Below are 25008 nucleotides of genomic sequence, written 5' to 3' on the forward strand. Positions count from 1 at the left end.
GATTGCCGAGTTTGAAGGTCTAAAACGATGGCTCTCCGGCACTGGGTTGACGCTGCAAAAAGTGGAGAAAATCCAAGAGTTCTTCATCGCTCAGTTGCTGGCGCGATCGCTTGCCATAGCGTTGCAGCAAACAAGCCCGCCCTTCGGCCTCTGTCCATCCCAAGCGTTTCATTTCCACGGTAGTTTGGGCAATTTCATCCGCTAAATCCACGGGTTCGCGCTTAGGGGGGGGCTTCTCGCTAGCCGGTTTGACCGCTGGCTTACTGCGGCGGGAATTGGCAGGAGTGGTGGGTTCCAAGAGCAGATCAGTATTGCTGGCCTCTGACCAAGGAGCTGCCTCGAGGACTGCGGGGGTGCGGGGAATCAGTTCCGCCTCCGTTTGCACAGGGAGGTGAATACCGAGAAGTTGCAGGGCACGCTGGCGAGCACTATCTTCCGCCTGTTCTAGGGTGGGGGCAGCAGCCATCCCCGTGGCTAGAATCGTGTCGCCCACAAGGAGGGTGGTTTTGACAATAAAGAGGCCGTCATGGATTTGCAATAAATCACTGACAATGCTGCCGGTGGGATAGCGGCGGTGGAATTCGCTCATGGGGTTGCCGCAATAAAACGACGCATCGAGTTGATCTTATCCTATCCTTGCTGAAGAGCTGGCCTAGAGGAGATTCAGTACTGCCTTGTGAACCGCAGCCGATTGCAGGTAGGGTTGATAGTCGGGCACGGGGGCTGTGAAGGTGTGTTGCCATTGGTGGATCAAGGCAGTGGGGTCAGGGGGCAATGCTGCTAGTTCAACCCCCGCCATACCCGTATCGGCCATGAGGTAACTCACCTTGGGATCATAACTGAGGGCAAAACAGCGACAACCCACACTAGCCGCCATGATCAGGGCATGGAGGCGCATGGCGATCGCCCCCGCCGTTGTCGCCAACAGTCCCTTCATCTCGCGGGGATCCTCACAGGACACGAGTTGCGTCTGCTCAGGGACTAATGCCCCATAGAGATCCTCAGCCAAGGGCAAATCCTGTTGGGGCTGAAAGGGCAACAGCAAAAGCGGTACCCCCGTCTCTGCCTGCCACTGCCGCAAGGCCATTTTCAGAAGCTGCCAGCGATCGCCCGTGAGGTGTCGATGGGGACGTAAACACACAGCAATGGGTGCCTTGTCCTTGGGAGGTAGCACAGGACGGGCTGACATCAGCCACACGGGATCGGCACCCTGTTGATGGGGAATGCCCCACTGCCGCAAGAGAGCCGCTGACCCAGAATCGCGCACCGTGACTGCAAGACAACGCCGCAGAAGGGCCCGTGTCCACCAACGATAGAAAGGCGATCGCAGAGGGCCAATCCCCTGTGCCCAAGCAATAGTGCGACAGCCAAAGCGCTGTGCAAGGGTCATCAAACCAAGGTAATAGAGGGGGCTGCGCCAACTGGTGACATCCTGAATGAGGCTCCCACCACCCCAAATGAAGGCTTGGCTCTGTTGTAGGGTGCGCAGCACCTTTGGCCACTGGTGGCGATCGCAGGTAGCAACGCCATAGCGGGCTGCTGTGGCTGTAGGATTGCCGCTGAGGACAACCGGTGAAACGTGGGGCGGCAACTGTTCGAGGAGCGTTGCCAAGAGGGCTTCATCCCCGGCATTGCCATAGCCGTAGTAGCCACAGAGAAAGACTTGACTCATGCGACAGGCTCCACTAGCGGCACTGCCTGAAGAATGTCTTGAAGAACGTTGATCAAGGCGGAGGTGGGTTGAATGGCTGGCACCAAGGAAACAGCGTGGTGGGGATACCTGACTTGCCATGTCGCCAGTTGGCTGTGAACCTGATCAACGGTTTTACCGCCAAAGAGAAAGTAGCCATAAATTTTGCTACTGGTATACCCCTGAGCCATCCGCGTCTCAAGGGCATGGTCTAAACTTCCCACTTCGGTCAGCAGCGCTGGACGCACACCACAGGTCTGACACAGTTCCTCAAACCAAGGGTGAACTTCAGGCCGACGACTGCCGTGGCCAAGGAGAATATCGGCGGCTGCATCGGCGATCGCCTGCCGTAACCACGCTTGAAACAGGGGTTGCCCCCCTAAGAAGGTCAATAGTTCTAAAGGTAAAGGCGAGTCAGTACTCGCGATCGCCTGCGGCAGATCCACCACCACATGGTTGCCCGGTAGTAAAAACAGGGGTAGGATGACTACCCGCTGAGCGCCTTGACGTTGCGCTTGGCCACTGAATTCCTGAATCTTGTTAGGTAGTGGTTCTTCCTCAAGGGTGCCCCAGCCCACCATTCCTAGGCGGGTGAGTTGCTGACACAAAAAGGCCATTGCCGCCTGTGGCTCAGGGGCAGGACTGCCGTGGCTAATGAGAAAATAGGCCATCATGATGGGGCAGAAAAGCGCGATCGCCAAGTTTCGCTCAACAGTTCCTGTTGCGGTACCAAGACCTGTTCCCCAGAGGCCAGCCACTTCAGCTGTACTGTGCCATCGGCCGCTTCGCTCTCGCCAATCACCAAACAAACGGTGGCACCGACGCGATCGGCGCGTTTGACCTGTTTACCAAAGGCACTGCCGCTGAGATCCATTTCTACGGTATAGCCTTGATGCCGCAATTGCTGTGCCAAAATCAGGCCTTGGCGTTCGGCAGCTTTGCCACGGGTCACCATATAAAGGTAGGGTTGATCACGCGGCGGCAACGGGCGATCGCGCAGGAGTAAAATCAACCGTTCCAGTCCCATCGCCCAACCAATGGCGGGGGTGGCAGGTCCCCCTAATTCCTCAACCAAGTGATCGTAGCGACCGCCGCCACAGACGGTTCCCTCGTTGCCCAAACGCAAATCCTGAAATTCAAAGGCGGTATGGGTATAGTAGTCGAGGCCGCGCACAAGGGCAGGATTTATCTGGTAGCGGATGCCCAGATCCTGCAAGAGGGATTGCACCTGCTCAAAATGGTCGCGCGATCGCGGACTGAGATAGTCCAACAGCCGCGGCGCTTCCTTCACAATCGCTTGGGTGTGAGGGTCTTTGCTATCGAGAATGCGCAGGGGGTTGCGGTGCAGACGCTCTTGGGAATCGGGGTCTAACTCTGCTTTGTAGGGGGTGAGGTAATCCACCAAGGCCTGACGATATTCACTGCGATCCTCGCGATCGCCCACGGAGTTGAGCATCAGGGTTAACTCCTTCAGTCCCAAGGCCTGCAAAATATCTAAAGCCACAGCAATGACTTCGGCATCGGCACGGGGATCGGCACTGCCTAAAACTTCCACCCCCAACTGGTGAAACTGGCGATAGCGACCGGACTGTGGCCGCTCGTAGCGAAACATGGGCCCTAGGTACCACAGGCGTTGGACGCCCCCTTGGCTGTGCAAACCATGTTCAATATAGGCGCGCACCACCCCCGCCGTGCCCTCTGGCCGCAGCGTCAGCGACCGTTGAGCGCGATCGCTAAAGGTGTACATTTCCTTACTGACAATATCGGTGGCTTCGCCAATGCCCCGCTCAAACAGAGGGGTTTGCTCAAAAATGGGAGTGCAAATTTCGCGGTAGGCAGCGCGATCTAAAATCTGGCGAGCAATGGTTTCTAAATACTGCCAATAGACCCGCTCAGCGGGCAAAATATCGCGAGTTCCCCGTGGTGCTTGCAAACCCATGTGTGGTCAATGCGCAAATGAAACAGACGTATTATACCTGCCTAGCTTCCTAGTAACTTCTCCACCCGCTCTAGAACCTCGCGAATGTGCTTTAATTCCCCGAGAATTTCCTTGAGGAGATCATCTGTCGGATTGGGGGGCGTGGTTTTTAATTCCACTTGGAGGGTAGTAATGCCCATCACGTCACGGGCAAAACGAGCCACTTCATTGGGGTGAAACAGCAGTGGTTCACGACGGCTTTTGCGATGCTCTGGATTGAGGCGTTGGGGATCAAAGGGGGGATTCATGGTTTCATGATTGGTGTTGACATAACGATAAATAGACGCACGGGAGCGGCGGAGAGTTTGCTGCACTTGATCAATGGTCATTAACTCATCCCCCCCGGCAGGATAGGAAGAACGCTGCATTGAGAACGGCCAAACGGTAATGTTGCTATCAAACTTATTTTACTGTAAGGATATGGACATCAAATCGTTAGGTTTTCATGCTAATTCCTTTGGCGTTAGGCGGAAAGGGGCGTTGTTGCTGTGCCAATAGGCCACTGGCAAATGACAGTGCCATTGCCGAGCGATCGCCCCCCGCTAAATCCGCAAGAGCCTGGACACGTGCCTCACTGGTTAAGTATTGCACACGAATTACCGTTGTGGCGGTACTGGGATCAATGTCCTTTTGCACCAAATAGTGATGATCAGCCGCTGCCGCAATCAAGGATTGATGGGTAACGCACAACACCTGATGGGTTTGCCCCAATCGGCTTAAACTCTCGGCGATCGCCCCCGCGACGCGGCCAGAGACCCCGACATCAATTTCATCAAAAATTAGCGTTTTCGGTGTTTGCTGTGTCGTCAAGCAGGTCTCCAACGCCAGTAAAAATCGGCTCATTTCACCGCCAGAGGCCACCTCCCCAAGGGGTTGCAGGGGTTGACCGGGGTTGGCGCTCCAGAGAAAGGTAATCTCATCACTGCCGCTACTACTGGCTTCTGTGGTCGTCAACTGCACAGTAAAACGGGCTTGGGGAAGTCCAAGGGGGCAAAGGTGGGTAAGGAGGTCTTGTTCGAGGCGTTCTGCCGCCCTTAGTCGTAATTCGTGAAGTTCAGCACTGGCTTGTTCAAGGGCCTGCCGCAGTTGGGCAACTTCTGCCGCTAGGCGCTCTTGGCTGATGGATTGTTGACTCAGGGCTGCTAATTCTGCTTGGATGCGATCGCGATAGGCAATAACACTGGCCAAATCAGAGCCATACTTGCGACACAGGCGTTGTAATTGGTGAATGCGCTGAGCTAGGGCATCGAGCGTAGCTGGATCCGCATCGAGGCGATCAGCATAACTGCGCAGTTGGCGGGCGGCTTCTTCGGTGTGGGCGATCGCCCCCTCTAACAATTCGCTCATCGGCTGAAGCGCTGGATCCCAGTCGACAATGGATTGCAGTGCCCCTTGGGCTTGCGCCAGCAACGTCACCACACTGGGTTCCCCTTCGTAGAGGAGGTAATAGGCCTGTTGGCTTTGGCTTTGCAGTTCCTGCACATGGCTGAGGCGTTGGTAATCCTGTTGCAATTGGGTCAGTTCTTCAGGGTCGTCTAGGGCAGCCGGCAGCAGTTCTTGCAGTTGAAAGTGCAGTAAGTCGAGTCGCTGGAGCCGTTGCTGTTCCTGAGCGGCAAAATCCTGCAATTCCCGTTGCCGTTGTTGCCATACTCGGTAGGCGTCTGCCACCCGCTGCCGCTGGCTCATTAAGGCCTCGCCCCCATAGCGATCGAGCCAATCCCGCTGTTGAGAAGCGCTGGCCAGTTGCACTGCCTGTCCTTGAGCTGTCAGGCGCACAAGGTGCCGCCGCAATTCCTGAAGTTGCTGGCGATTCACTAGCACACCATTGACCCGGCTGCGACTGCGAAAGGTTTCCCCCTTGAGACTAAACTCGCGGCTACAGATCACCTCATCCCCTTCAGCATCAATTTCTAGGGTGGCCAGCCAGTCTCTCACTGGGGGGGTCAGGGTGAAAATAGCTTCGATACAGCCCTGCTCTGTCCCCGATCGCAATTGCCGCGCCGAGAGCTTCCCCCCAAGGAGAGCATCAATGGCATCGAGGAGAATCGACTTGCCTGCCCCCGTTTCCCCCGTGAGGACATTCAACCCCCGCTGAAAGGTCACCTCTAGCTCCGCAACGAGGGCAAAGTTCTGAATCCGCAGCGTTTGTAGCATTGTGGCTCCACTAGAGCAACGGTTCTAGGGCCATCCTTGAGCAAAGGGCGGTGACCCACTTTTGGGATCGTGCGACTTGATTTTGTACCGCTGATTAGCCTACATAGTATGAAGGTAACATTTTGCAACAATGTGAGGAGCGACCGCGCGGATGATCACGGAGGCAGCGATCCCGGCCACGGTTCCCAAGGAATTTTTAGGTCCACCAGTGGGCTTTAATCCCACTTTAGTGATGTTTTTTGCCGCATTTGCGATCGCCATTCTATCCACTTGGGGCTACTTTCAGGGTCACTGGCCGGGCTGGGTCTCATTTGTGGCCAATATGCTGGCCTTGCACCTCATGGGCACAGTAATCCACGATGCCTCCCACAATGTTGCCCACAGTAACCGCATCATGAATGCAATTATGGGTCATGGCAGTGCCCTGATGTTGGGCTTTGTTTTCCCTGTCTTTACGCGGGTGCACATGCAGCACCATGCCCATGTCAATGATCCCGAAAACGATCCCGACCATTATGTTTCCAAAGGGGGTCCCCTGTGGCTAATCGCGCCCCGCTTTTTCTACCACGAGGTTTTCTTTTTTAAGCGGCAGCTTTGGCGGAAGTACGAACTCCTAGAGTGGTTTCTCAGTCGCTTGACGCTGGTGGGCATTGTCACCTTTGCGGCGCTTAATGGCTATTTAGACTACGTGCTCAACTATTGGTTTTTGCCCGCTGGGGTGGTGGGTCTGATGTTGGGGCTATTTTTTGACTATTTTCCCCATCGTCCCCATACCGAGCGCGATCGCTGGCACAATGCGCGGGTCTATCCCAGTCGCCTCCTGAACATTCTCATTTTTGGCCAAAACTATCACCTCATCCATCACCTCTGGCCGAATATTCCTTGGTACAAAGTGCAGCCGGCCTACTACGCCGTTAAACCGCTTCTCGATGCCCACGGCTGCAAACAAACCCTTGGTATATTGGAACCAGGGAATTTCTTGCCCTTTCTCTATGATGCTTTGGTGGGTTTGCATTTCCATCGCCCTCGTTCTTCCTGAGGTGAATCTCCGATATGCTGGCTGACGCTGCGGGCGATCGCCCCCCTGTGGTGGCGGTTGAGAACTTACAAAAGTCCTACCGTAGCGGATTTTGGCTGCGGACGGTGCTCACGCCCCTCAAGTCTGTCTCGCTGCAAGTGCACCAAGGGGAAACCTTTGGCCTGCTGGGACCCAATGGTGCCGGTAAAACCACCCTGCTGAAGATTCTCTTGGGGCTAGTGCAACCCAGTGCAGGGCAGGGTACGCTGCTGGGACATCCCTTGGGCGATCGCGCTGTGCGACAGCGGATTGGCTACCTGCCGGAAAATCCCTACTTTTACGACTATTTAACCGCTTGGGAGTTTCTAGAGTTTACGGCGGGACTCTTTGGCCTCAGTGCTGCCACCCGCAAGGAACGCATTCCTCTGCTGTTGGAAATGGTGGGCCTCAACCTCAAGGATGCCCGCAAAAAGCAAATGCGCCGCTACTCGAAGGGGATGGTGCAGCGGGTAGGATTGGCGCAAGCCCTGATTAACGATCCCGAAGTGGTCTTTTTGGACGAACCCATGTCGGGTCTCGACCCCCTTGGCCGCTACCAAATTCGCGAGATCATTCTTTCCTTAAAACAGCAGGGCAAGACGATCTTCTTTAATAGCCATGTGCTGGCGGATGTCGAGGCCATTTGCGATCGCATTGGTATTTTGGCGCAAGGGCAATTGATTTGCGCAGGCGGTGTGGATGAACTCCTTGGCAGTAGCGAAGCTTATCACGTGGTGGGCAAAGGCGGTCATGTGGATGGCCTTCAGGAATGGCTCTATTCCTTAGAAATTCAGGGCGATCGCTGGCAAGGCGTGATCAAAATTCCCCTCCAACGCTTCCTCACCCTCGTTGAAGAGATGGGCGGCAAAATCCTCCAACTGCGCCTTGCGCGCCCCACCCTCGAAGAGTTTTTTGTCGAACAACTGCGTCAACAGGGGATTCAAGTGACCCATTAGGGAGCTTGGGATAGCGACAATCCGTCTGAAGCTCTAGTGATCTAAGGGTTGATTCATGCTGAACTGGCGCCGTTTTCTCTGGTTGAGTTGCTTGGCCGCTCTTTTAGTGGTTGCCTGTGGTACCTCTGCCTCTTCTGTGGCCACTGATGCCCTCAGCCAGCAAATTGAGCAATTGCGACAGGCGCCCCTCACCGTCGTTGTTGAGAATGGCCAAGGCCGTCCGATTCCCCATGCCCGCATCCAACTGCTGCAGCAAAGCCATGCCTTTCCCTTTGGCATTGCCCTTGACACCGAGATGTTTCGCCCCTCCCCACCCGCGGCTGCGCCTTGGTACAAACAAACGGCTCAGGCAAACTTCAATGCGGCGGTTCATGAAAATGCCCTCAAGTGGTATCAATTGGAGCCAGAGCAGGGCAAGCTGGACTTTACCATGGCTGACACCATTTTCAGCTGGGTGCAGGCCCAAGGCTGGCCAATGCGGGGGCATACCCTTTTTTGGGAAGTAGAGCAGTTTAATCCCCCATGGCTGAAAACACTGCCACCAGAGCAATTGCGCGCAGCGGTGAAAAACCATGCCATTGCCGTGTGTCGCCACTATCGCGGTCGGATCAACGAATTTGATGTCAACAATGAGATGCTCCATGGCAATTTTTTCCGCAGTCGCTTGGGTGAGGGCATTGTCAAAGAGATGTTTGCATGGTGCCGTGAGGGCAATCCCGATGCGATTCTCTATGTCAACGACTACGGCATCATTGAGGGCGATCGCCTGAATGACTATGTTGAGCAGATTCGTCGTCTCTTGGCGCAAGGGGTTCCCCTTGGCGGGATCGGTATTCAAGCCCATCTGGAATATCCCTTGGATGAGGCCAAAATGCAGCGTGCCCTCGATACCCTCGCCCAGTTCAATCTGCCCTTGAAAATTACCGAAGTGAGTGTGAGTTTGGCGGACGAACAACAGCAGGCCCAGACCCTGCGCCAAATTTACCGCATTGGTTTTGCCCACCCCGCAGTCAAGGAAATTTTGCTTTGGGGCTTTTGGGCGGGGAACCATTGGCGTCCCCAAGCCGGACTCTATCGCCAAGACTTTTCCGCCAAGCCAGCGGCGATCGCCTACCGCAAACTCCTTTTTGAGGACTGGTGGACAAGGGTGACGGGTCAAACCAATGCCCAAGGCCAATGGCAAGGACGCGGCTATCTTGGTCGGTATCGCCTAACAGTGACAGCCCAAGGCCAAACCCGCACACAGGAGTTGACACTGCCTCAAGGGGGGAAAACCGTCACCGTTCGGCTATGAGCCTAGCCCCGCATCGCCGCCATCAAGAGGGACAGCCAACCCAAGGGATTGCCGCCAGCGTAAATGTCCATGACCGCCTGCGCCAGTTGGGGTAGGCTGCGATGGCCATAGAACCAAGGGGGCGTGACCGGTAACTGGAAGGGAACACGAACCACGGCTTTTTCGGGATAGTCAAACAGGAAGCTATTGTGAACCACGCCCACCCCAGAACCAATGGCCGCTGGTGTATGTCCAGGAAAGGCTCCCCAAGGGGTACAGCCCAACCCATAGGCCAAGGAAACCCATGCATTGATGGCAATAGAACCATAGCGCAGTTGGGCGATCGCCTGTTCCAGCACGTCTGCATAGCTGGCCTCAGTACGCGGATCAACGATTAGACTACAGCCGAGGGTACCCCAGAGCCACTCATTGACAAAGGGCACGGCAGTGGTGAGGTAGGCGGCGGCATCGCTAACGGGCAATTGCACCTCTGCCAACAGACCACAGAAGACCTCCTCTTGGAAAATGCGGGGATTGGCCGTGGGGGTGAGGCCTTCAATCAGGGTCCAGGGAATCGTGCCTTCGACAGCGGGACTCAGCACTGTGGCTTGGGGATAATCCGCCAGAAACGACTCATAGCGGGCGATCGCGCCCGGATAATAGGCAGGGCGAGGGGGAATCGCTTGCAGTTGTGCCTTCAGGGTGTTGAGGAATGCCTCTCGCTGCGGCCATCCCGCAGCCGTGACGAGGATTTGCGCCCCAATGCAGTTAAAGCTGGCGTTATGGACAAGGGCACTGGCCACTTGGCGGGCTTGGTAGGTCAGTTCTGCTGCTGTCCATTCGCCGGGAACGATCAACAGGGGAGTGACATTTCCCAATTCTGCTGTCACGGGTTTGGTTAGCTTCCGTTGTTGGCGGGCTTTGCGGATGGCCTGTTCTGCAGCGGTTTCCCCCCAAACTAGACGATTGTAGGTGTGGTGGGACCCAGTAATATGAATGTGCTGCGTCAATGGATGATGGCAGAGGGCTTCCCCTAGGGCGGCATCTCCTTCCACAATCTCAAGGAAACCCGCCTCAATTAAGGGCGCACAAATCTTGCGAAAACACTCCGTCAAGGGCGCCAAGAGGGGATTCATCTTCAGTAGTGCCACTCGATTGGCCGCCACCAGTTGATAGAGGGCATCCGCCAAGCACAATGATGTGATATTGCCCGCCCCCAGCACCACAGCGACCCCCGGCGGCGGTGGGTTACGGTAAGCACTGCCCTGACTTGGGGGTTGATCGGGTTGGAGCCAAACTTCAGCTTTCACCCCAAACCAAAGTAAACGCTCTTGCCAATTGCGCGGCAGAATGTCAGCGATCGCCTGACCACTGGGGGCAGTTCGCCAGCGCGGCACTGGAGGAGTTGCCTCGTGACGCAAGGCATGGAGATAGTGATCGAGCTTGAGAATTAAGCCCAAAGGGCCTGTTGTCCATTCTTCCCCTGCCCAAACCCCCTGGGGGTCAATACCTTTGATTTGACAGGCCAAGGTCACCCATTCTGGAGCATGGCGACGGGCAAGGGTCTTCATGGCTTGAAGATAGCCCATGCGCTCTCGCGGTGCGAGGCATTGCCAGCGGCTGGCCTGCTGATGGAGGCGTTCCAGTTCGGGAATGGTGGTTGTTGAGAGTGTCATAAAAGGTGGTTGATTTTCTCCTGTGGGCATGGTTTGACAGCGGTGCCGGTGTACTGTTGTCGTCAATACTCCTCTGCCAAGAAACTCAATCGCGATCGCCAGCCCGCTGCGCTACATTAAAAAATTATGAACGATGCAAGGGAGGTAAGGCGTGATTCGTCCCGACAGCGAAGTCATTTTAGAAGTTCGAGAGTTAACGGCCAGTGTGGAGGACACCCCCATTCTCAAAGGCCTGAACTTGACGATTCGCGCTGGGGAAATTCACGCCATCATGGGGCCCAATGGCTCCGGCAAAAGCACCTTCTCCAAAATTCTCGCGGGTCATCCCGACTACACCGTAACTGGTGGCGAAGTGCTCTACAAAGGCAAGAATCTCTTGGACTTGCCCCCTGAAGAGCGTGCCCGTGAAGGCGTCTTTTTGGCGTTTCAATACCCCCTTGAAATTCCGGGGGTGAGCAATCTCGACTTTTTGCGGGTGGCCTACAACGCCAAGCGCAAGCATCAAGGTCTCGAGGAACTGGATGCCTTTGACTTTGATGATCTCGTGCGACAGAAAATTGAACTGGTGAAGTTGGATGAAGGCTTCCTCAATCGCGGGGTGAATGAGGGCTTCTCTGGCGGCGAGAAAAAGCGCAACGAAATTCTGCAAATGGCTCTGCTGGAGCCGACTCTAGCCATTCTCGATGAAACCGACTCTGGGCTTGATATTGATGCCCTGCGCATTGTTGCCAATGGGGTCAACCAACTGACTCGTCCCGATAACTGCATTCTCCTGATTACCCACTATCAACGGCTGCTGGACTACATCGTGCCTGACTATGTCCATGTGATGGAGGGGGGTCGGATTATCCTCACAGGGTCGAAGGAACTGGCCCTAGAACTGGAAGCGCGCGGTTATGACTGGGTTCGCGAAGAGGAGGGGGCTGTATCATGACCATTACAGTCAACGCCAATTCCGATCAAGCGGATCTGCCCAAGGCCAGTCGCACGAATGAACTCAATGATCTATTGAACTGCGCACCGCCCCCGCGCCATGCTGAGTTAGAATCCCTGCGGCAAGCGGCCCGCGATCGCCTCCATGAGCAAACCTTGCCCACCCCCCGCGATGAGGATTGGCGCTTTACGGATTTATCGGCTGTACGGACGCGATCCTTCCAAGCCCCCATTGCCCCCCTCAATCCAGAAATTGTTGCCGAAGTGCGGCATCTGCTGTGCGAGCGCAGCTTTCCAACCGTTGCCCAAATTGTTCTGATTGATGGCTATTTTTGCGGAGAACTCTCCCGTGTGAATGCCGCTGGGGTTGAGCTATTGCCCCCTTCCCTACCAGCGATCGCGCCCCCAGAGGTCTTTAGTGATCTCAATACCGCCATGCTTGCGGATCGGGTTTGTCTGCGTCTATCGGGGACTCTCCCTGAACCTGTGGAGGTGTTCTGTGTCAGTAGTCGGCAGCAGCAGAGCGTTGTTTCACCGCGCCTCTCGGTTGAAGTGGCTGCCCACGGTCAAGCTACCCTAATTGAACGCTTTTTGTCCCTCACGGGCGATCAACAGTTCACCAACAGTGTCACGGAACTCTCCCTAGGCGCCAGTGCCCGCCTGCGCCATGTGCGGATTCAACACCAATCACCAACGGCGATTCACATTGGCTGTACAGCGGTGTGCCAAGCCCAAGACAGTGACTACGAGGGGCACGCCGTTGATTTGGGGGGATGCTTGAGCCGCCACAATTGGCAGGTGCAGATCCAAGGCAGTGGCAGCCAGACAATCCTGAAGGGACTGGCGATCGCCATGGATAGCCAAATTATGGACACCCACTCGGCAGTGTTCTTTAATGCTCCCCATAGCGGCAGTGAACAGATTCACAAGTGCATTCTTGGCGATCGCGCCCACGGCATTTTTAATGGCCGTATTGTTGTGCCACAGGTTGCCCAACTAACCGATGCCAGTCAACTGAACCGCACCCTGCTGCTTTCGGACAAAGCGCGTATTGATACCAAGCCTCAATTGGAGATTGTTGCCGACAACGTCAAGTGCTCCCATGGTGCCACGGTGAGTCAACTGGCCAGCGAGGATCTGTTCTATCTGCGCAGTCGGGGTCTAGAGGTGAGCCAAGCGCAGGATTTGCTGGTCAAGGCCTTTGCCCTTGAACAAATGACGGATCTTCAACCCGAGCCCCTGCAGCAGGAAGTGGAAGCGGCGCTCTTGGCTAAGCTACACTAACCCCTGTTCTTTGGGCAGCATGAATCTTGGCCAAGAAGAATCAGGTGGCGATCGCGCCCCCAGCGGAGCTGCTGTTGCTGACGCAGTTGGTGGAGCAAGCGGGTTACGGTTACCCGAGTAATGCCTGTGTAGCGGGACAGTTGGGCATGGGTGAGCCGCACAGGGAGACGAACACCCGCGGGGGTGCTGACGCCAATCATTTGCCCCAAAACCACTAAAACTTCATACAATCGCTGCACAGCAGTGGGATAATGACCGGCCTTCAGTAACAGATCACTGTAGTACTGCCGATACTGTTGCCCCTCGCAAATGAGGCGTGGTAAGTGGGCAGATGCGTGTACCTCAGCGGCCGTAAATGAGAGGAGGCGACTTGGGCTTAGCGCCTGTATTTCATAGCAAAGATCAGGGGAGCCACAAACGGCCATTCCCGCCGTCCCTAACCCAATAAAACAGAGGTTGCCGTCGCTGTCGACGAGGTTGATCTCAATAATCCCTGTTTGAATCAGCCAAACACGCTCCCGCAGCACGAGGGATGCATTGCGGCCTAGCTCAAAAGCTGGGTAGGCTTTCGCCACAGTTGTGGCTGGATCAATAGGTGTGTAGAGGGGGACGGACATCATTCCCATACCCAAAAACGGAATGATTACTATTATCAAAATTCAAAAGAGAGGCAACCCCGCATTCACTGAGTTGCCCCAAAACCGTCTAGAGACCAAACTCTTGCTTGAGTTGTGCGACCCACTGCTGAACGCGTTGATCCGTAAGATCGGACTGGTTGTCTTCATCAATGAGTAGACCCACAAACCGATCTCCCCGCAGCGCTTGGGAGGCATTGAATTCATACCCCGCCGTTGACCAGTATCCTACCGTCTCACCACCCCGTTCACTAATTTTTGCCTCAAGAATACCAATGGCATCGCCAAAGTTGTCAGCATAGCCCACTTGATCTCCTGCGCCAAAGTAGGCCACTTTTTTGCCAGTGAAATCAATGCTGTCTAGCTCCTCGTAAAAGCCCTCCCAGTCGGCTTGAAGTTCGCCCACATTCCACGTTGGACAGCCGATAATCAGACGATCGTAGGCCTCAAAGTCAGAGGGACTTGCTGATGCTATATCATGCAGTTCTACCACCGCAGCATTGGCAAAGGCGGACTGGATTTTCTCTGCAATCATCTGGGTGTTGCCAGTTTGGGTTCCATAAAATAAGCCAATTGTTGCCATCGATAACATCCTCGTAAATTTTTGCTGGCGTTCTCCTAGGATGTTCTGGGGCGATCGGCAGGATTGGGGAGCCTGTGAACACTGTCGTGCTCCCCTATTTATTATTGCAAATTTATTTCAACTGGAAACCTGTTTTAGAAGACTCGCTGTTGATCGTCCAAAAATTTCGAGCCTCTGTTCAGCACCGATTGTGCCCTCAATGGAGTCGTCGTAGTTGGCAATCAAAGCTCCCTTGTACTGAAGCAGCTATGGTCAAGAGGCCAACCAAGGGCAGAAGGTTCTTAGGAATCTGAGTAAGCGATCCCCACCATCTAGGCGGTGCTGCTGGCGAGATCACCCGAAGCGCTTACCGCGCATTTTCCAGCCCGTTAAAAACATCAGGAGCAAGACGCCACTGAGCGCCAAGATGTAGAGAGGCTTGAAGACGACACCCAAATAGGCTCCTTCATGGATCTGGAGTAAGACAGCCAGCTGCTGTTTTGGCAAATGCAGCCACTGTTGACTCAAGTGGTAAGCAACTCCTGTGATGGCACTCACCAAAAGCGGCAGCAAGACAACAATAGCTCCATACTGATGGATGAGTCTCAGGCTGCTGCTTGGCTGAGCCAGCCGGTGGTACTGCTTGAGTCGTCTGGGATTGATTAACCTAAAACCACTGACGGTCAGTACGACCACCCCTAAGCCCAAGCAGAGCACATAGAGCAAACTGAAGGACTCCCCCAAAAAGGCGCCCGTATGGATTGTCATCATCAATTTGCCAAAGTCTTTGGATAGTCCTAACCAACTGCGACCCAACCGATAGGCCAAGCCTGTCCACATCGTTAACCCCAAGGGCAGCCACAGCGCGATCGCGACTTGACGATGCAGTTGACGTATTTTCATTCTCACCCGTCTCCATTCAACTCAGTAGATTCCTGAAAGGAATACCTTGGCTTAAACATCTGCCCATTTGCGCAGTAAATTGGCGTGCACCTTGCAGAGCAGGTCAAACTCAATGGTTTTCCCCTGTTTTTCAAAAATGCTGCGGCGAACAGTATCCAGTTCAAACAGCAGTTCTCGTTCCAAAGGATCGCGAATTAAACTTTGCACCCATGTGACTGCTACAAGGCGAACACCCTGACTCACTGGTTCCACTCGATGCAAAAAGATGGCTGGATACGCAATCATTGAGCCCGCAGGCAACCTAAAGGACTGTTCGCCCAAACTGGTATCGAGAACCAAGGCTCCCCCTTCATAGGTACAAGGATCACTCAGAAAGAGGGTGAGGGACACATCAGAGCGACTTAACTGCTCACCGCTACCCATTAGGGCATTATCCATGTGGCTGCCATAGACCATGCCGGGTTCGTAGCGGCTAAAAAGGATGGGACGGATGACCTTAGGTTGTACATAGGCTTGGAAGAGATGATTTCTTGTTAAGGCTGCAAGCACGATTTCTGAAGCCAGCGCATACGCCTCACTGTCTTGCGCCAATTGTTGATTGTCTTTAACCGTTCTTGCATAGAGCCCGGCAGTCAATTTGCCATCTACAAAGACCCCTGACTCAAGGATGGCATTTAGGCGATGCAGTTCTTCAGAGGTTAAGACTTGATGGACTTGCAGTAGCATTGGCTTGCTTTCCTAGGGACTGACCCATAAAGACAACAACTTGGGGGGAGGAAAAACAAGGTTGACATCCTCCCCGGCCTGAAGGTTGTAGATTCCTCACCTCGGAATTCGGACTTCCTGCTCTAACTTTACGAATGGGAATAGGACCACCAGCGTCGGCGTCGATAACGACCCTCTCCACCTTCCTCGCCTTCGCCCCATTCACCTCCTTCGGCCATCAGGTAAATGCTGGAGCCAATGGTTCGGTTTTTCGTAGCAGCGACAGCAGAAGCACTGGCAGCCGGCGCTGGGAACTCATAGGACACCCCTCCCTCTTCATTACCGGCACTGAGATTGCTGCAACTCGCCATTGTGCTTGCCAATCCTAGGGAGACAAATAGGCAGAGGGCTTTTGAACCGTAACTATTCATAGGTTGCTCCTTGTTCAATGGGCTTTTACCCCATGATTGTGCTCAAGAAAAGTAACAATCTAGGGAAGGTTGCTGTACTTAGGAGCGGGCGAGGAGCTTGACTGTAAAGGTGGTTCCCTGATGCCGCTGACTCTGGACGTCTACCGTGCCCCCATAGTGCTCAACCAGCGCCTTCACCACTGCTAAACCTAACCCTGAGCCTTGGGCATGGTACAACTGTGCCTCCTGAGAACGCCAAAAGCGATTAAACACTTGGCAGATGTCTTCGGGAGGAATACCGATGCCAGTATCCTGAACCTCAACAATCGCAAACGCCCCCCTTTTTTTGAGGTTAATGGTTACAGCCCCATGGCTAGGGGTATAGTGAAGCGCATTATCCAAAAGATTGCTAAAAATCTCATAAATTTGTTCAGGATTGCCATAGACATAGGCATTGGTATCACAGTGATAGGTCAGATGAATCTGTTTTTTCTTAGCGCGATCGTACTGTAGCTCAACGAGTGACTCCAATAGCTCATCCAAGTCAACATTGACCCATTGACTCTGATCAAGTTTATGATGATCCATACGCGCTAGAAGCAATAGCTGATTGATCAAGGTATTCATCTGGTAACAGGCGGATAAAATTACTTTGAATTTATTTGATTGGGATGGTTCAAGATTCTTGGAGTATTGCTCTAGCAAGGAAATCGAAGATTGAATTGCCGTTAGGGGATGTCGCAATTGATGGGAGGCATCTGCAGTGAATTGTTTTAATTGATTGAGTGAAATGAGAATCGGTTGAAGACTTTGATTAGTTAACCAAAATGCTGCCAAAAGCGTAATCATACTAATGCCGAGGATATTCAATAGAAAGATAGATTTTAAGTATTCTAGCTCCCGATCTAACTCAGCGGTTGATTCTATGACACAGACATAGCCAATGGCTTGGCGATGAGGCTCCATTTTGTTTGCTCTGGCATATACCGGCAGAAAGAAATAGCGATATTGATCTTCTTTGACAATTGTTCCAGCGTCAGAAAGATGATTCGGTATACTCACTTTGTCCATCCTTCTGCCTTCATAAACAATTAATTTCTTATCCTTGTCATACCATTGAACACTCTGAGAAAAATGACTGGGGAAGTTTGTCATGACTTCATAGACAGACTCAAAATAATACTTGCCCATTAATTGAGAAACTGTAATTGGTTGCAAGTCTCCTGAAACATTTTTAGGAACATACCCTTTATATTTTGGTTCTTTCTTTAACTCTTCATACTCGTGCTGCAGGATTTCCAAGATATTTGCAGACTGGGTGCCTACTTCTTTTAGATGATCGTCGAGTTGATTGTAGCGGTGATAAACAATCAGAGAGTAAATTGAGAATGAAGAGATAGATAAAATTCCAGTAATCACCAAAAAGTATATAAAAAACAGGCGATGCCGCAGATTGCTAACTCGGCGATTCAAAGTTGGGATTAAGCCGATAGCCAAAACCATAGACAGTTTCAATAAAATTAGGAGGAGCCCCGCCTGCGTTTAGTTTGTGCCGCAGTCTCTTTAAGTGTACTTTAACGGCTTCTTCCCCTGGCACTTCCTCTAATGACCACGCATGATCGATAATTGCTGAGCGGCTAAGGATGCGACTGCCGTTACGCAACAACACCTCCAAAATGGCATACTCTTTGGGGGTCAGCTGGAGCTCTTGGTTGTTATAGGTGACTTTGGCTTTGTCTAGATACAGGGTGAGGGCGCCCCACCTAAGAACAGAGGAAAATGGTAACGACTGACGCCTCAGTAGGGCACGTACCCTGGCCAACAGTTCAGCCAGATCAAAGGGCTTGACTAGGTAGTCATCGGCGCCGGCATCAAGACCCATGACTTTGTCAGTACTGGTGTCTCGAGCCGTTAGGATCAAAATAGGCAGCTGGTAGGCTCTCTGGCGAAGGATTTGGCACAGTCTTAGGCCGTCCATGCGCGGTAAGCCCAGATCTAAAATCAGTAGGTCAAAGGCAGTGGCCTCTAAATACTCAAGAGCTGATTCGGCATCATGTACCACTTCAGGGGTGTAGCGCTGATGGGCTAGGGATTCGGCAATTAAGTTGGCGATGGTTTGATCGTCTTCAACAATTAAAATTTTCATTAAGGCCGGCGGCGTGGGGACACCCCTGTGTTCGTTGCCCAGCTGTAGGACTAGGTGGTGTACTCGGCATTAATTTTAACGTAATCATAGCTGAGATCACAGCCCCAAGCGACACCTCGACCACTGCCATGACCAATACTGACTTCAATCACCACCGGCTGTTCGAGGGACTGCTGGCCACTGGGATCGCTACTAGCGGCGGCTTGATTGACTAAGTAGGCATTGGCAGCGGCGCGATCGAAGGGTAAGGGTTGACCTTGGCGCATCATGGCAATTCCCCCAAGGGAAATGGCCAGATTACTGGCATCAAAGGGCACCCCAGCGCGGCCAGCAGCGGCGGCAATGCGTCCCCAGTTGGGATCCCGTCCATAGATGGCTGATTTGACGAGCATTGAACCCGCAATGGTTCTGGCCACTTGACGGGCAGCGGCATCATCACTGGCACCACTCACCTGAACTTCAATGAGACAGGTCGCCCCCTCGCCATCACGGGCGATCGCCTTGGCTAAATGGACACAGACCGCCGTTAACATTTCCTCAAGGCGGCTGGCTGCTGCGCCCGGCGCCGTAATCGCAGGGGTGCGCGATTGTCCATTGGCCAAAGCAATCACACTGTCATTGGTGCTGGTATCGCCATCAACGGTAATTTGATTGAAGGAGCGATCGCAGGCACGTTGCAGCATCTCCTGCCACAGAGGGGGCGACACAGCAGCATCACAGGTAATAAAGGCCAGCATCGTCGCCAGATTCGGGTGAATCATCCCTGACCCCTTGGCCATGCCACCAATGCGAATGGGCTGCCCCTCCCACTCGGCTTCGAGGGCAATTTGCTTGGGCACCAAGTCTGTGGTCATAATTGCCCGCGCCGCGGCATCTCCACCTGCATCACTCAAGTTCGCTGTCAGTGTCGGTAGAGCTTGGCGCATTTTCTCAAGAGGAATGGGTTGACCAATGACCCCCGTCGAAGCCACGAGCACCATCTCTGGACTTACCCCCAAGGCCGTTGCCACCATATCTGCTTGGGCGAAAACCGCCTGCCAGCCCTGTTCTCCCGTAGCCGCATTGGCCTGACCGGAATTACACAAAATCGCCTGCGCTGTTCCCTTCGTTTGTAACCGCTGACGACAGTAGGTGACAGGTGCCGCACACATGTGGTTTGTCGTAAATACCCCAGCGGCGATCGCCGGCACATCGGAAACAATCAAGGCCAAATCCAGTGCCCCCGAAGCCTTCAGTCCTGCCGCAATGCCCGCAGCTCGATAGCCTTTGGCGGCAGTCACACCACCCGTAATCTGTTGCCAGTGGCTCATAGCGTCGTCAATAAGAGAATCGTTGCGATTATATCAAGGGTCTTTCCCAAAACAGCCACTATTAACGGTTTTTGCAGAAGTCTAGGGGAAAATACGACTCAAGGGGAGCCGTTGTTCAGTGATCGGCAGGGCGATCGCTCCCGTCGCGGGCACAATTCGCCGATTCAAATACCCAAAGGTTGTCGGTGTAATTTGCGCTGGTTCACTATAGGCTTCGAGAGTGCGATCCACCAAGTTAAAAAGCCAGTAGTGGGGAATCCCTGCCTCGGCATAGAGCATCAATTTCACAGCGCGATCGTACTCTAGGGAAGAGTCCGCCACCTCAATTAGCAATTGCACTGCCGCTGCTGTCGGATGCGCCGTGGCGTAATCATCCTCCCGATTGTCAACAAGGGTAATGTCTGGCTCAGGTTCACTGTGATCTGCAATTACAATCGGCGATTGACAGCGTAGGGTTGCCCGCTCACCCACCATTGGCATTAAGACCCGCAGGAGTCGGGTGATACAGGTTTCGTGGGCTGTCCCCTTAGCCGCCATCTTAATCAGTTCCCCCCGCACTAATTCGATGGGATCATCCTCGCCCAAAAAGCCGAGTTCAGCTAAACGGTGATAGTCCTCAATGCGGAAGTGCAGCGGGGATGGTGTTAATGTGCGAGTCGTCGGGTTCATGATTGTTTAGCCCGTATTGCGCATACCTGCCGCCACACCATTGATCGTCAAGAGAGCGCCCCGCAGCAACTCACCCCGGCCATAGCGGGAGCGGAGAATCGCCCCAGAGGTGGTTTGGCTGTTGTGCTGGCGTAGCCGTTTCAGGAGAGATACTTGCAGGAACCCCAAGGGAACAATGGTGCGATTGCGCAGTTGCACCGATCGCTGCAGGGCGGGATCGCCATCGAGCAGCCGCTGATGGCCAGTAATCGTGAGCACCAATTCCGTGGTCAGGCGATGTTCCTGAGCAATCTGATCGTAGAGGCGGAAAAAGGCTTCACGGTTTTGGGGTTGGCTGAGTTCTTGGACATAGTAGCGGGCAATCTCTAGATCCACTTTGGCAAGGGTCATCTCAACTTTGGAGATCACCATGCGGAAAAAGGGCCATTTGTAGTAGAAGTAGCGCAACAGGGAGAGATGCTCAGCGGGTTTTTCCTCAAGGAATTCCTTCAGGGCAGTGCCCACACCATACCAAGCCGGCAGCAGGAAACGGGTTTGCGTCCAACTAAAGACCCAAGGAATTGCCCGCAAACTCTCAAGGGTTTTCTTACCTCCCCGCCGCGTGGGTCGGGAGCTAATTTGCAGTTGGCTAATTTCTTGAATCGGAGTAACTTCGTTAAAGAATTCAATGAATTCTGGCTGCTCATAGATGAGATGGCGATAGCATTGGCGCGATCGCGTGGCCAACTCCTCCATAATCTCGTGCCAAGGCTCAATTTCATCAATACTACTGCGCAGCAAACTCGCTTGGATCACCGCTGTCGCCACTGTTTCGAGGTTAAAGAGCGCCAATTCCGGCAACGAGTATTTAGAAGCCAGCACCTCGCCCTGCTCCGTAATCTTGATTCGTCCTTTGATCGTTTGCTCTGGCTGTGCCAAAATGGCTGCGTAGGCAGGCCCACCCCCCCGTCCCACAGAGCCACCCCGGCCGTGGAAAATCCGCAGTTGGAAGCCAAAGTTTTCCGCAATTTTTTGTAGCCGTTGCTGTGCTTTATAAATTTCCCAGTTGCTGCTGAGGAAGCCCGAATCTTTGTTGCTGTCGGAATACCCCAGCATCACTTCCTGTAAAAAGGGAGTGCTATGACTGCCTAGATAGCTGTGGCAAAAGGGGAGAGAAAATAATTCCGTCAACACCGCTGGGGCGTGCTTGAGATCCTCAACGGTTTCAAACAAGGGAATGGCCTGAAGGGTACTTGTCCCGGTGGCTGGGTCGAATAGCCCCGCCTCCTTGGCAAAGAGGAGCACCTCCAACAGATCGCTGACCTCGTGGCTCATGCTGATGATGTAGGTATTGCACAAATCCGTGCCAAACTCTTGCTGAAGTTGCCGCACCATGCGGAACGTTTCAATGATTTCATTGGTGCGATCGCTAAAGGGGAGTTCCCCCGGAATCAAGGGGCGACGGGTTGAGAGTTCACTGAGGAGCCAGCGAGTGCGTTCCGTTTCCGACAATTCCGTATAGGGACAGGGGAGAATGCCCAAATAGGCGGTAATTTCATTAAGCGCCTCAGCGTGACAGGTGCTTTCTTGGCGAATATCCAAGGCTGCCAAATTAAAGCCAAAAACCTCGACTTGGCAAATCAAATCATCCAGTTCGCGGCAGGCCAGTCCCGTTTCCTTGAGGTTGCGCTGAATTAGCAGCAGCTCCGCTAAAAAATCTTGACCATGGCGATAAAATTGACCGCTGTTGAGATCTTCGGCCTCATGGCGGCGAATACAGTAGGTTTGCAGCGCTCGGTTGCGATCGCGGGTATTTTGCAGCCGTTTGAGCACATAGGTGAGTTTCAGACGGTAGGGTTCCTGCCGATAGCGCACGGCATACTGGTCATAGACGCTAGGGAGTTGCCGTTGATCCTGCTCAAGGGAATCCAGTAAATCCGGCAGCACATCACACCAGTGCAGGGACAAACTCAGCAGATTGATCAACCGCTCAACGGACTTAATATATTCCTCAAGAACTAGGTTGCGCTGATAGCAGGCGGTTTGCCACGTTACTTCTGGTTTGACGTAGGGATTGCCATCGCGATCGCCCCCCACCCAAGAGCCAAAGCGACAGAAGCTGCAGCGGGGTGGCTGTAGCTGGGGAAAGGTTTCCTGTAGGGCTTGCCCAAGGCGGCGATAGAGCTTGGGAATAACAGCAAAAATCACCTCCTTAAAGTAGTGCAGGGTGTATTCCACCTCGTCGAGCACTTCGGGCTTAAATTGGTGCAGCTCATCGGTGCGCCACCAGAGGCGAATTTCCTCCATCAGTTGTGCCCGCAGGGTTTGGGCATCCCAATCCGTCAGGTGCGGAGAAGCCCCCTCTAGCACATCCAGTTGCTCGAGTAAGCGGGCAACCCGCCGCTGCTTATCACGAATCGTTTGCCGCACAATCTCTGTCGGGTGAGCGGTGAAGACCAGCTTAATGTCCAGTTGATCCAGCAGCTTTTGAATATGGCGCGGCGGTACATTCAGTGTATGCAGCCGCGGAAAAAGCCAAGCAAAGGAACCATACTGCTGAGTGGCGGGAATGGCTTCGTAGAGACTATGCTCTAGGCGTTCACTCGGTCCACTGCGCACATCCGTTGCATTGGCAGCATGATGGGGCAAGGGAAAGCCTTCACCACTGACACCGGAAATCGGTTCACTCATGACACTGCGGCGGCACAGTCCCTCTTGGGCAGCTCGTTCGCGATTGTATTGTTGCTCGTAGTGCTGCTCGACAATGTTGATAATTTGAAAGTAGAGGTTAAAAGCACGCGCTGCTCTGATCGCTTGATTAAGTTCGAGGGATTCAATGACCTTCAGCAGTTCCCCTTCTGGGGCATGGAGCGCATGGCCTTCTGGCGAAGAGAGAGCACCCAAGCGCCGCAATAGATCAACCAATTCTTGACCGGATTCTGCCGCCAAGACATCTACCAAGACCTCTTCCACCAGTCGCAAACGTGCCTGTAGGGTGCGGGCTGCTAAACTTTCACTTTCAATCAAGCGATCGCGATTGGTCGCATCGAGGACTGATGTCATATTTACCCCAGTCTGCAAAGATAATACTCCCTACTTTACCCAATCCTGAGCCAGGGCAGTACAACAATTGATAACAGGCGTATTAAGGATTTGTTAACAGTTCTAATCTTTTTTGCTGCTGAGAATCAGTTCTAGGTGTTGCAAGCGATCGCGCACGCCATAATTCACCAAAGTCATGCTTTGCAGACGTTCCAGCCAGCCGGCACTGATGCCATTGAGATACTGAAGTAGCGGCCAACGCTGGCTCAAGGGAGCAAATAGCTCTGGCCAACGGGCATAGACCAACCCACGAATCCCTTGCCGCTGTCGCAGGAGGTTCTCCGGCAGCCAAGACACCTTTTTGTGCTGGCTAGGGAACAGTACCGATAGGGAGGAGGCCAAGATCAGGCGATCGCCCCGTTGCTCATAGGCCGCGGCCACATCAGAGACCAAGCCTTCACTGGTCTGCGGGTCAAGAATTAATTTCACCCAAGCAGTGACGGGTTCTTTATTCAAGACCAATTGATTCACCTCATAGCCATTGGCGCGGGCAAGATCATCCAATTGTTGCAGCACAGTTGCCGCCTCTGGGGTATTGCGCGTCTGCCACCACCATTGCCACTGTTCATCGCCTTGGCGCCAAAGGGCAAGGCTAAAGCGATCGCTGGCCAAGGGAAAAATTTGCCTCGTCACGTCCAAGGGTATCTCTCCTGTCAAATCCCGCAGCAGTTGGCTGGCAATCTCATCCCCTTGGGGCGTTCTGCCAAAGCGGTAGTCTGCCAAAGCCTTGGTGAGTTGGCTATAGCCCTCTGGCAAGTGGGAACCCGCAACCACCACCGTCGGCAGCGGTTCTTGGGCACGGCGGAACTCAAGGTCAAGGGGATCAGCAGCTAGTGTCGGATCACTGGTGCGGTGCAGCAGCGTTTCCAGATGCAGCTCGTTGTTTTGCGCCTTCACGGCCAACAGCAGGCGATCGTAGGTGGGTGCCAGTTCACGATCCTCACGACTTAGGGATTGCAGGTTGGCATAGTAGAGGGCCGTAGGTTGAGCGTCTAATTGAGATCGCGCCGCTTGATAAAAGCTCAAACCCGCCAGATTGCCATCCCCAGTCACCGCTGACCCCAAGCTAGCGATCATGGTCTCCACATCGGCAGCGAGGAGCAGGCGATCGCCCAGTCGTGCCGTCACCAAATCCTTACCCACTTGGAGGGGGATATTTTGATAGACTTGCGCCTCAAAAGGATGGCTCTGCCAGTAGGTCTCTAAGAAAGCCGTTGCTGCATCTGGCCGCTTCAGGGGCAGAACCCACAACTGCCGCGGGGATGGACACACTTCAGAACAGGGGAACTGGGCAACCGTCACCCCTTCTCCCACCCAAGTACTAACCTCAGACCACGACCAACCCCAATGAGCCAGTTGGGATACCCCAAAACGCTCCCACAAAAAACGCAGCGGATCGCTACTGGGACGTTGATTGAGCTTGAGGACACTCTGGGCTTGGCGGGGGACAAAGATCAGGTCATCGCTATCGGCAGCGAAGGCTGGCTGGCCACAGGTGAGAACCAACCAGCAGAGGATAAAGACCAAAAACGATGACCATAGCGATCGATGGTGCGGTTGCATCAGTGCCCTCAATGTGGCAAGCC

23 protein-coding genes are annotated in these 25008 nt (G+C 53.8%); 5 read left to right on the plus strand and 18 right to left on the minus strand.

Going from position 1 to position 25008, the window contains the following annotated elements:
• Positions 1–19: 19 nt before the first annotated feature.
• The 6 genes from RHK62_RS07700 to recN form a co-directional block, all read right to left on the minus strand.
• Positions 20–589: a hypothetical protein gene (locus RHK62_RS07700; protein WP_310453534.1), complete on the minus strand. Its 570-nt coding sequence runs from the start codon at positions 587–589 to the stop codon at positions 20–22.
• A gap of 63 nt (positions 590–652) precedes the next feature.
• The gene (csaB, locus tag RHK62_RS07705; RefSeq protein ID WP_310453535.1) at positions 653–1672 is read right to left on the minus strand and encodes a polysaccharide pyruvyl transferase CsaB; all 1020 of its coding nucleotides are present in this window, start codon (positions 1670–1672) and stop codon (positions 653–655) included.
• Positions 1669–2391, minus strand: coding sequence for a CbiX/SirB N-terminal domain-containing protein (locus tag RHK62_RS07710; protein ID WP_310453536.1), 723 nt, complete (start codon positions 2389–2391; stop codon positions 1669–1671). The genes csaB and RHK62_RS07710 overlap by 4 nt, the downstream gene beginning before the upstream one ends.
• Entirely contained in the window at positions 2361–3629 is a 1269-nt protein-coding gene (gene hisS / locus RHK62_RS07715) for a histidine--tRNA ligase (RefSeq protein ID WP_302677843.1), read from the minus strand. The genes RHK62_RS07710 and hisS overlap by 31 nt, the downstream gene beginning before the upstream one ends.
• Positions 3630–3670: 41 nt before the next feature.
• Positions 3671–4036 carry a resolvase gene (locus RHK62_RS07720; RefSeq protein WP_206199471.1) on the minus strand — a complete coding sequence of 122 codons (366 nt, stop codon included), beginning with the start codon at positions 4034–4036 and terminating at the stop codon, positions 3671–3673.
• Positions 4037–4103: 67 nt separating this feature from the next.
• The gene (recN, locus tag RHK62_RS07725; protein ID WP_310453537.1) at positions 4104–5822 is read right to left on the minus strand and encodes a DNA repair protein RecN; all 1719 of its coding nucleotides are present in this window, start codon (positions 5820–5822) and stop codon (positions 4104–4106) included.
• 154 nt (positions 5823–5976) lie between these two features.
• On the opposite strand from recN, the gene crtR reads away from it, so the two are divergent.
• From crtR to RHK62_RS07740, 3 genes are read left to right on the plus strand one after another with little or no spacing between them, the layout of a single operon-like run.
• Positions 5977–6861, plus strand: coding sequence for a beta-carotene hydroxylase (crtR, locus tag RHK62_RS07730; RefSeq protein WP_399364977.1), 885 nt, complete (start codon positions 5977–5979; stop codon positions 6859–6861).
• A 14-nt stretch (positions 6862–6875) separates the two neighbouring features.
• On the plus strand, positions 6876–7835 hold the full coding sequence (locus RHK62_RS07735; RefSeq protein ID WP_302677845.1) for an ABC transporter ATP-binding protein: 960 nt from the start codon (positions 6876–6878) through the stop codon (positions 7833–7835).
• Positions 7836–7890: 55 nt separating this feature from the next.
• Entirely contained in the window at positions 7891–9129 is a 1239-nt protein-coding gene (locus RHK62_RS07740; protein WP_310453538.1) for an endo-1,4-beta-xylanase, read from the plus strand.
• A gap of 2 nt (positions 9130–9131) precedes the next feature.
• Here the strand turns inward: RHK62_RS07740 and RHK62_RS07745 are convergent, their stop codons facing one another.
• Positions 9132–10784 carry an aldehyde dehydrogenase family protein gene (locus tag RHK62_RS07745; RefSeq protein WP_310453539.1) on the minus strand — a complete coding sequence of 551 codons (1653 nt, stop codon included), beginning with the start codon at positions 10782–10784 and terminating at the stop codon, positions 9132–9134.
• Between the two features lie 151 nt (positions 10785–10935).
• On the opposite strand from RHK62_RS07745, the gene sufC reads away from it, so the two are divergent.
• Entirely contained in the window at positions 10936–11718 is a 783-nt protein-coding gene (sufC, locus tag RHK62_RS07750) for a Fe-S cluster assembly ATPase SufC (protein WP_286626523.1), read from the plus strand.
• On the plus strand, positions 11715–13001 hold the full coding sequence (gene sufD, locus RHK62_RS07755) for a Fe-S cluster assembly protein SufD (protein WP_310453540.1): 1287 nt from the start codon (positions 11715–11717) through the stop codon (positions 12999–13001). Before sufC ends, sufD begins: the two co-directional genes overlap by 4 nt.
• Here the strand turns inward: sufD and RHK62_RS07760 are convergent.
• The 11 genes from RHK62_RS07760 to RHK62_RS07810 all read right to left on the minus strand — a co-directional run bounded on the left by RHK62_RS07760 (position 12998) and on the right by RHK62_RS07810 (position 24985).
• Positions 12998–13621, minus strand: coding sequence for a Crp/Fnr family transcriptional regulator (locus RHK62_RS07760; protein ID WP_302677847.1), 624 nt, complete (start codon positions 13619–13621; stop codon positions 12998–13000). The two genes, sufD and RHK62_RS07760, sit on opposite strands and share 4 nt — an antisense overlap.
• Positions 13622–13706: 85 nt before the next feature.
• Positions 13707–14219 carry a flavodoxin FldA gene (gene fldA / locus RHK62_RS07765; protein ID WP_302677848.1) on the minus strand — a complete coding sequence of 171 codons (513 nt, stop codon included), beginning with the start codon at positions 14217–14219 and terminating at the stop codon, positions 13707–13709.
• A gap of 333 nt (positions 14220–14552) precedes the next feature.
• The gene (locus RHK62_RS07770) at positions 14553–15101 is read right to left on the minus strand and encodes a PepSY domain-containing protein (RefSeq protein ID WP_310453541.1); all 549 of its coding nucleotides are present in this window, start codon (positions 15099–15101) and stop codon (positions 14553–14555) included.
• Between the two features lie 51 nt (positions 15102–15152).
• Positions 15153–15827 carry a Fe2+-dependent dioxygenase gene (locus tag RHK62_RS07775; protein ID WP_310453542.1) on the minus strand — a complete coding sequence of 225 codons (675 nt, stop codon included), beginning with the start codon at positions 15825–15827 and terminating at the stop codon, positions 15153–15155.
• 128 nt (positions 15828–15955) lie between these two features.
• On the minus strand, positions 15956–16177 hold the full coding sequence (locus RHK62_RS07780) for a hypothetical protein (protein WP_206199482.1): 222 nt from the start codon (positions 16175–16177) through the stop codon (positions 15956–15958).
• 138 nt (positions 16178–16315) lie between these two features.
• Positions 16316–17719 (minus strand): HAMP domain-containing sensor histidine kinase, encoded by a 1404-nt coding sequence (locus tag RHK62_RS07785; protein ID WP_310453543.1) that lies wholly within the window; start codon positions 17717–17719, stop codon positions 16316–16318.
• Positions 17673–18362, minus strand: a complete 690-nt coding sequence (locus RHK62_RS07790) for a response regulator transcription factor (RefSeq protein ID WP_149818035.1) — start codon at positions 18360–18362, stop codon at positions 17673–17675. Before RHK62_RS07790 ends, RHK62_RS07785 begins: the two co-directional genes overlap by 47 nt.
• 50 nt (positions 18363–18412) lie before the next feature.
• Positions 18413–19672: a bifunctional glutamate N-acetyltransferase/amino-acid acetyltransferase ArgJ gene (gene argJ, locus RHK62_RS07795; RefSeq protein WP_206199484.1), complete on the minus strand. Its 1260-nt coding sequence runs from the start codon at positions 19670–19672 to the stop codon at positions 18413–18415.
• Positions 19673–19753: 81 nt separating this feature from the next.
• Positions 19754–20341, minus strand: a complete 588-nt coding sequence (locus RHK62_RS07800; RefSeq protein ID WP_302677852.1) for a Uma2 family endonuclease — start codon at positions 20339–20341, stop codon at positions 19754–19756.
• Between the two features lie 6 nt (positions 20342–20347).
• Entirely contained in the window at positions 20348–23383 is a 3036-nt protein-coding gene (gene ppc / locus RHK62_RS07805) for a phosphoenolpyruvate carboxylase (RefSeq protein ID WP_310438346.1), read from the minus strand.
• Positions 23384–23485: 102 nt separating this feature from the next.
• Positions 23486–24985 (minus strand): DUF3352 domain-containing protein, encoded by a 1500-nt coding sequence (locus tag RHK62_RS07810; RefSeq protein WP_310438345.1) that lies wholly within the window; start codon positions 24983–24985, stop codon positions 23486–23488.
• Between the last annotated feature and the right edge of the window lie 23 nt (positions 24986–25008).

It is taken from the genome of Thermosynechococcus sp. HY213 (assembly GCF_031460975.1).
GTDB lineage: Bacteria > Cyanobacteriota > Cyanobacteriia > Thermosynechococcales > Thermosynechococcaceae > Thermosynechococcus.

What these genes read in the sequence shown, in the direction of transcription:
- RHK62_RS07700 (WP_310453534.1), bottom strand. Translation starts at nt 589, where the DNA reads ATGAGCGAATTCCACCGCCGCTATCCCACCGGCAGCATTGTCAGTGAT.
- RHK62_RS07785 (WP_310453543.1), bottom strand. Translation starts at nt 17,719, where the DNA reads ATGGTTTTGGCTATCGGCTTAATCCCAACTTTGAATCGCCGAGTTAGC.
- RHK62_RS07745 (WP_310453539.1), bottom strand. Translation starts at nt 10,784, where the DNA reads ATGACACTCTCAACAACCACCATTCCCGAACTGGAACGCCTCCATCAG.
- hisS (WP_302677843.1), bottom strand. Translation starts at nt 3,629, where the DNA reads ATGGGTTTGCAAGCACCACGGGGAACTCGCGATATTTTGCCCGCTGAG.
- recN (WP_310453537.1), bottom strand. Translation starts at nt 5,822, where the DNA reads ATGCTACAAACGCTGCGGATTCAGAACTTTGCCCTCGTTGCGGAGCTA.
- ppc (WP_310438346.1), bottom strand. Translation starts at nt 23,383, where the DNA reads ATGACATCAGTCCTCGATGCGACCAATCGCGATCGCTTGATTGAAAGT.
- RHK62_RS07720 (WP_206199471.1), bottom strand. Translation starts at nt 4,036, where the DNA reads ATGCAGCGTTCTTCCTATCCTGCCGGGGGGGATGAGTTAATGACCATT.
- RHK62_RS07790 (WP_149818035.1), bottom strand. Translation starts at nt 18,362, where the DNA reads ATGAAAATTTTAATTGTTGAAGACGATCAAACCATCGCCAACTTAATT.
- RHK62_RS07810 (WP_310438345.1), bottom strand. Translation starts at nt 24,985, where the DNA reads ATGCAACCGCACCATCGATCGCTATGGTCATCGTTTTTGGTCTTTATC.
- csaB (WP_310453535.1), bottom strand. Translation starts at nt 1,672, where the DNA reads ATGAGTCAAGTCTTTCTCTGTGGCTACTACGGCTATGGCAATGCCGGG.
- RHK62_RS07800 (WP_302677852.1), bottom strand. Translation starts at nt 20,341, where the DNA reads ATGAACCCGACGACTCGCACATTAACACCATCCCCGCTGCACTTCCGC.
- argJ (WP_206199484.1), bottom strand. Translation starts at nt 19,672, where the DNA reads ATGAGCCACTGGCAACAGATTACGGGTGGTGTGACTGCCGCCAAAGGC.
- RHK62_RS07735 (WP_302677845.1), top strand. Translation starts at nt 6,876, where the DNA reads ATGCTGGCTGACGCTGCGGGCGATCGCCCCCCTGTGGTGGCGGTTGAG.
- RHK62_RS07760 (WP_302677847.1), bottom strand. Translation starts at nt 13,621, where the DNA reads ATGATGTCCGTCCCCCTCTACACACCTATTGATCCAGCCACAACTGTG.
- RHK62_RS07770 (WP_310453541.1), bottom strand. Translation starts at nt 15,101, where the DNA reads ATGAAAATACGTCAACTGCATCGTCAAGTCGCGATCGCGCTGTGGCTG.
- RHK62_RS07780 (WP_206199482.1), bottom strand. Translation starts at nt 16,177, where the DNA reads ATGGCGAGTTGCAGCAATCTCAGTGCCGGTAATGAAGAGGGAGGGGTG.
- RHK62_RS07775 (WP_310453542.1), bottom strand. Translation starts at nt 15,827, where the DNA reads ATGCTACTGCAAGTCCATCAAGTCTTAACCTCTGAAGAACTGCATCGC.
- fldA (WP_302677848.1), bottom strand. Translation starts at nt 14,219, where the DNA reads ATGGCAACAATTGGCTTATTTTATGGAACCCAAACTGGCAACACCCAG.
- RHK62_RS07740 (WP_310453538.1), top strand. Translation starts at nt 7,891, where the DNA reads ATGCTGAACTGGCGCCGTTTTCTCTGGTTGAGTTGCTTGGCCGCTCTT.
- sufD (WP_310453540.1), top strand. Translation starts at nt 11,715, where the DNA reads ATGACCATTACAGTCAACGCCAATTCCGATCAAGCGGATCTGCCCAAG.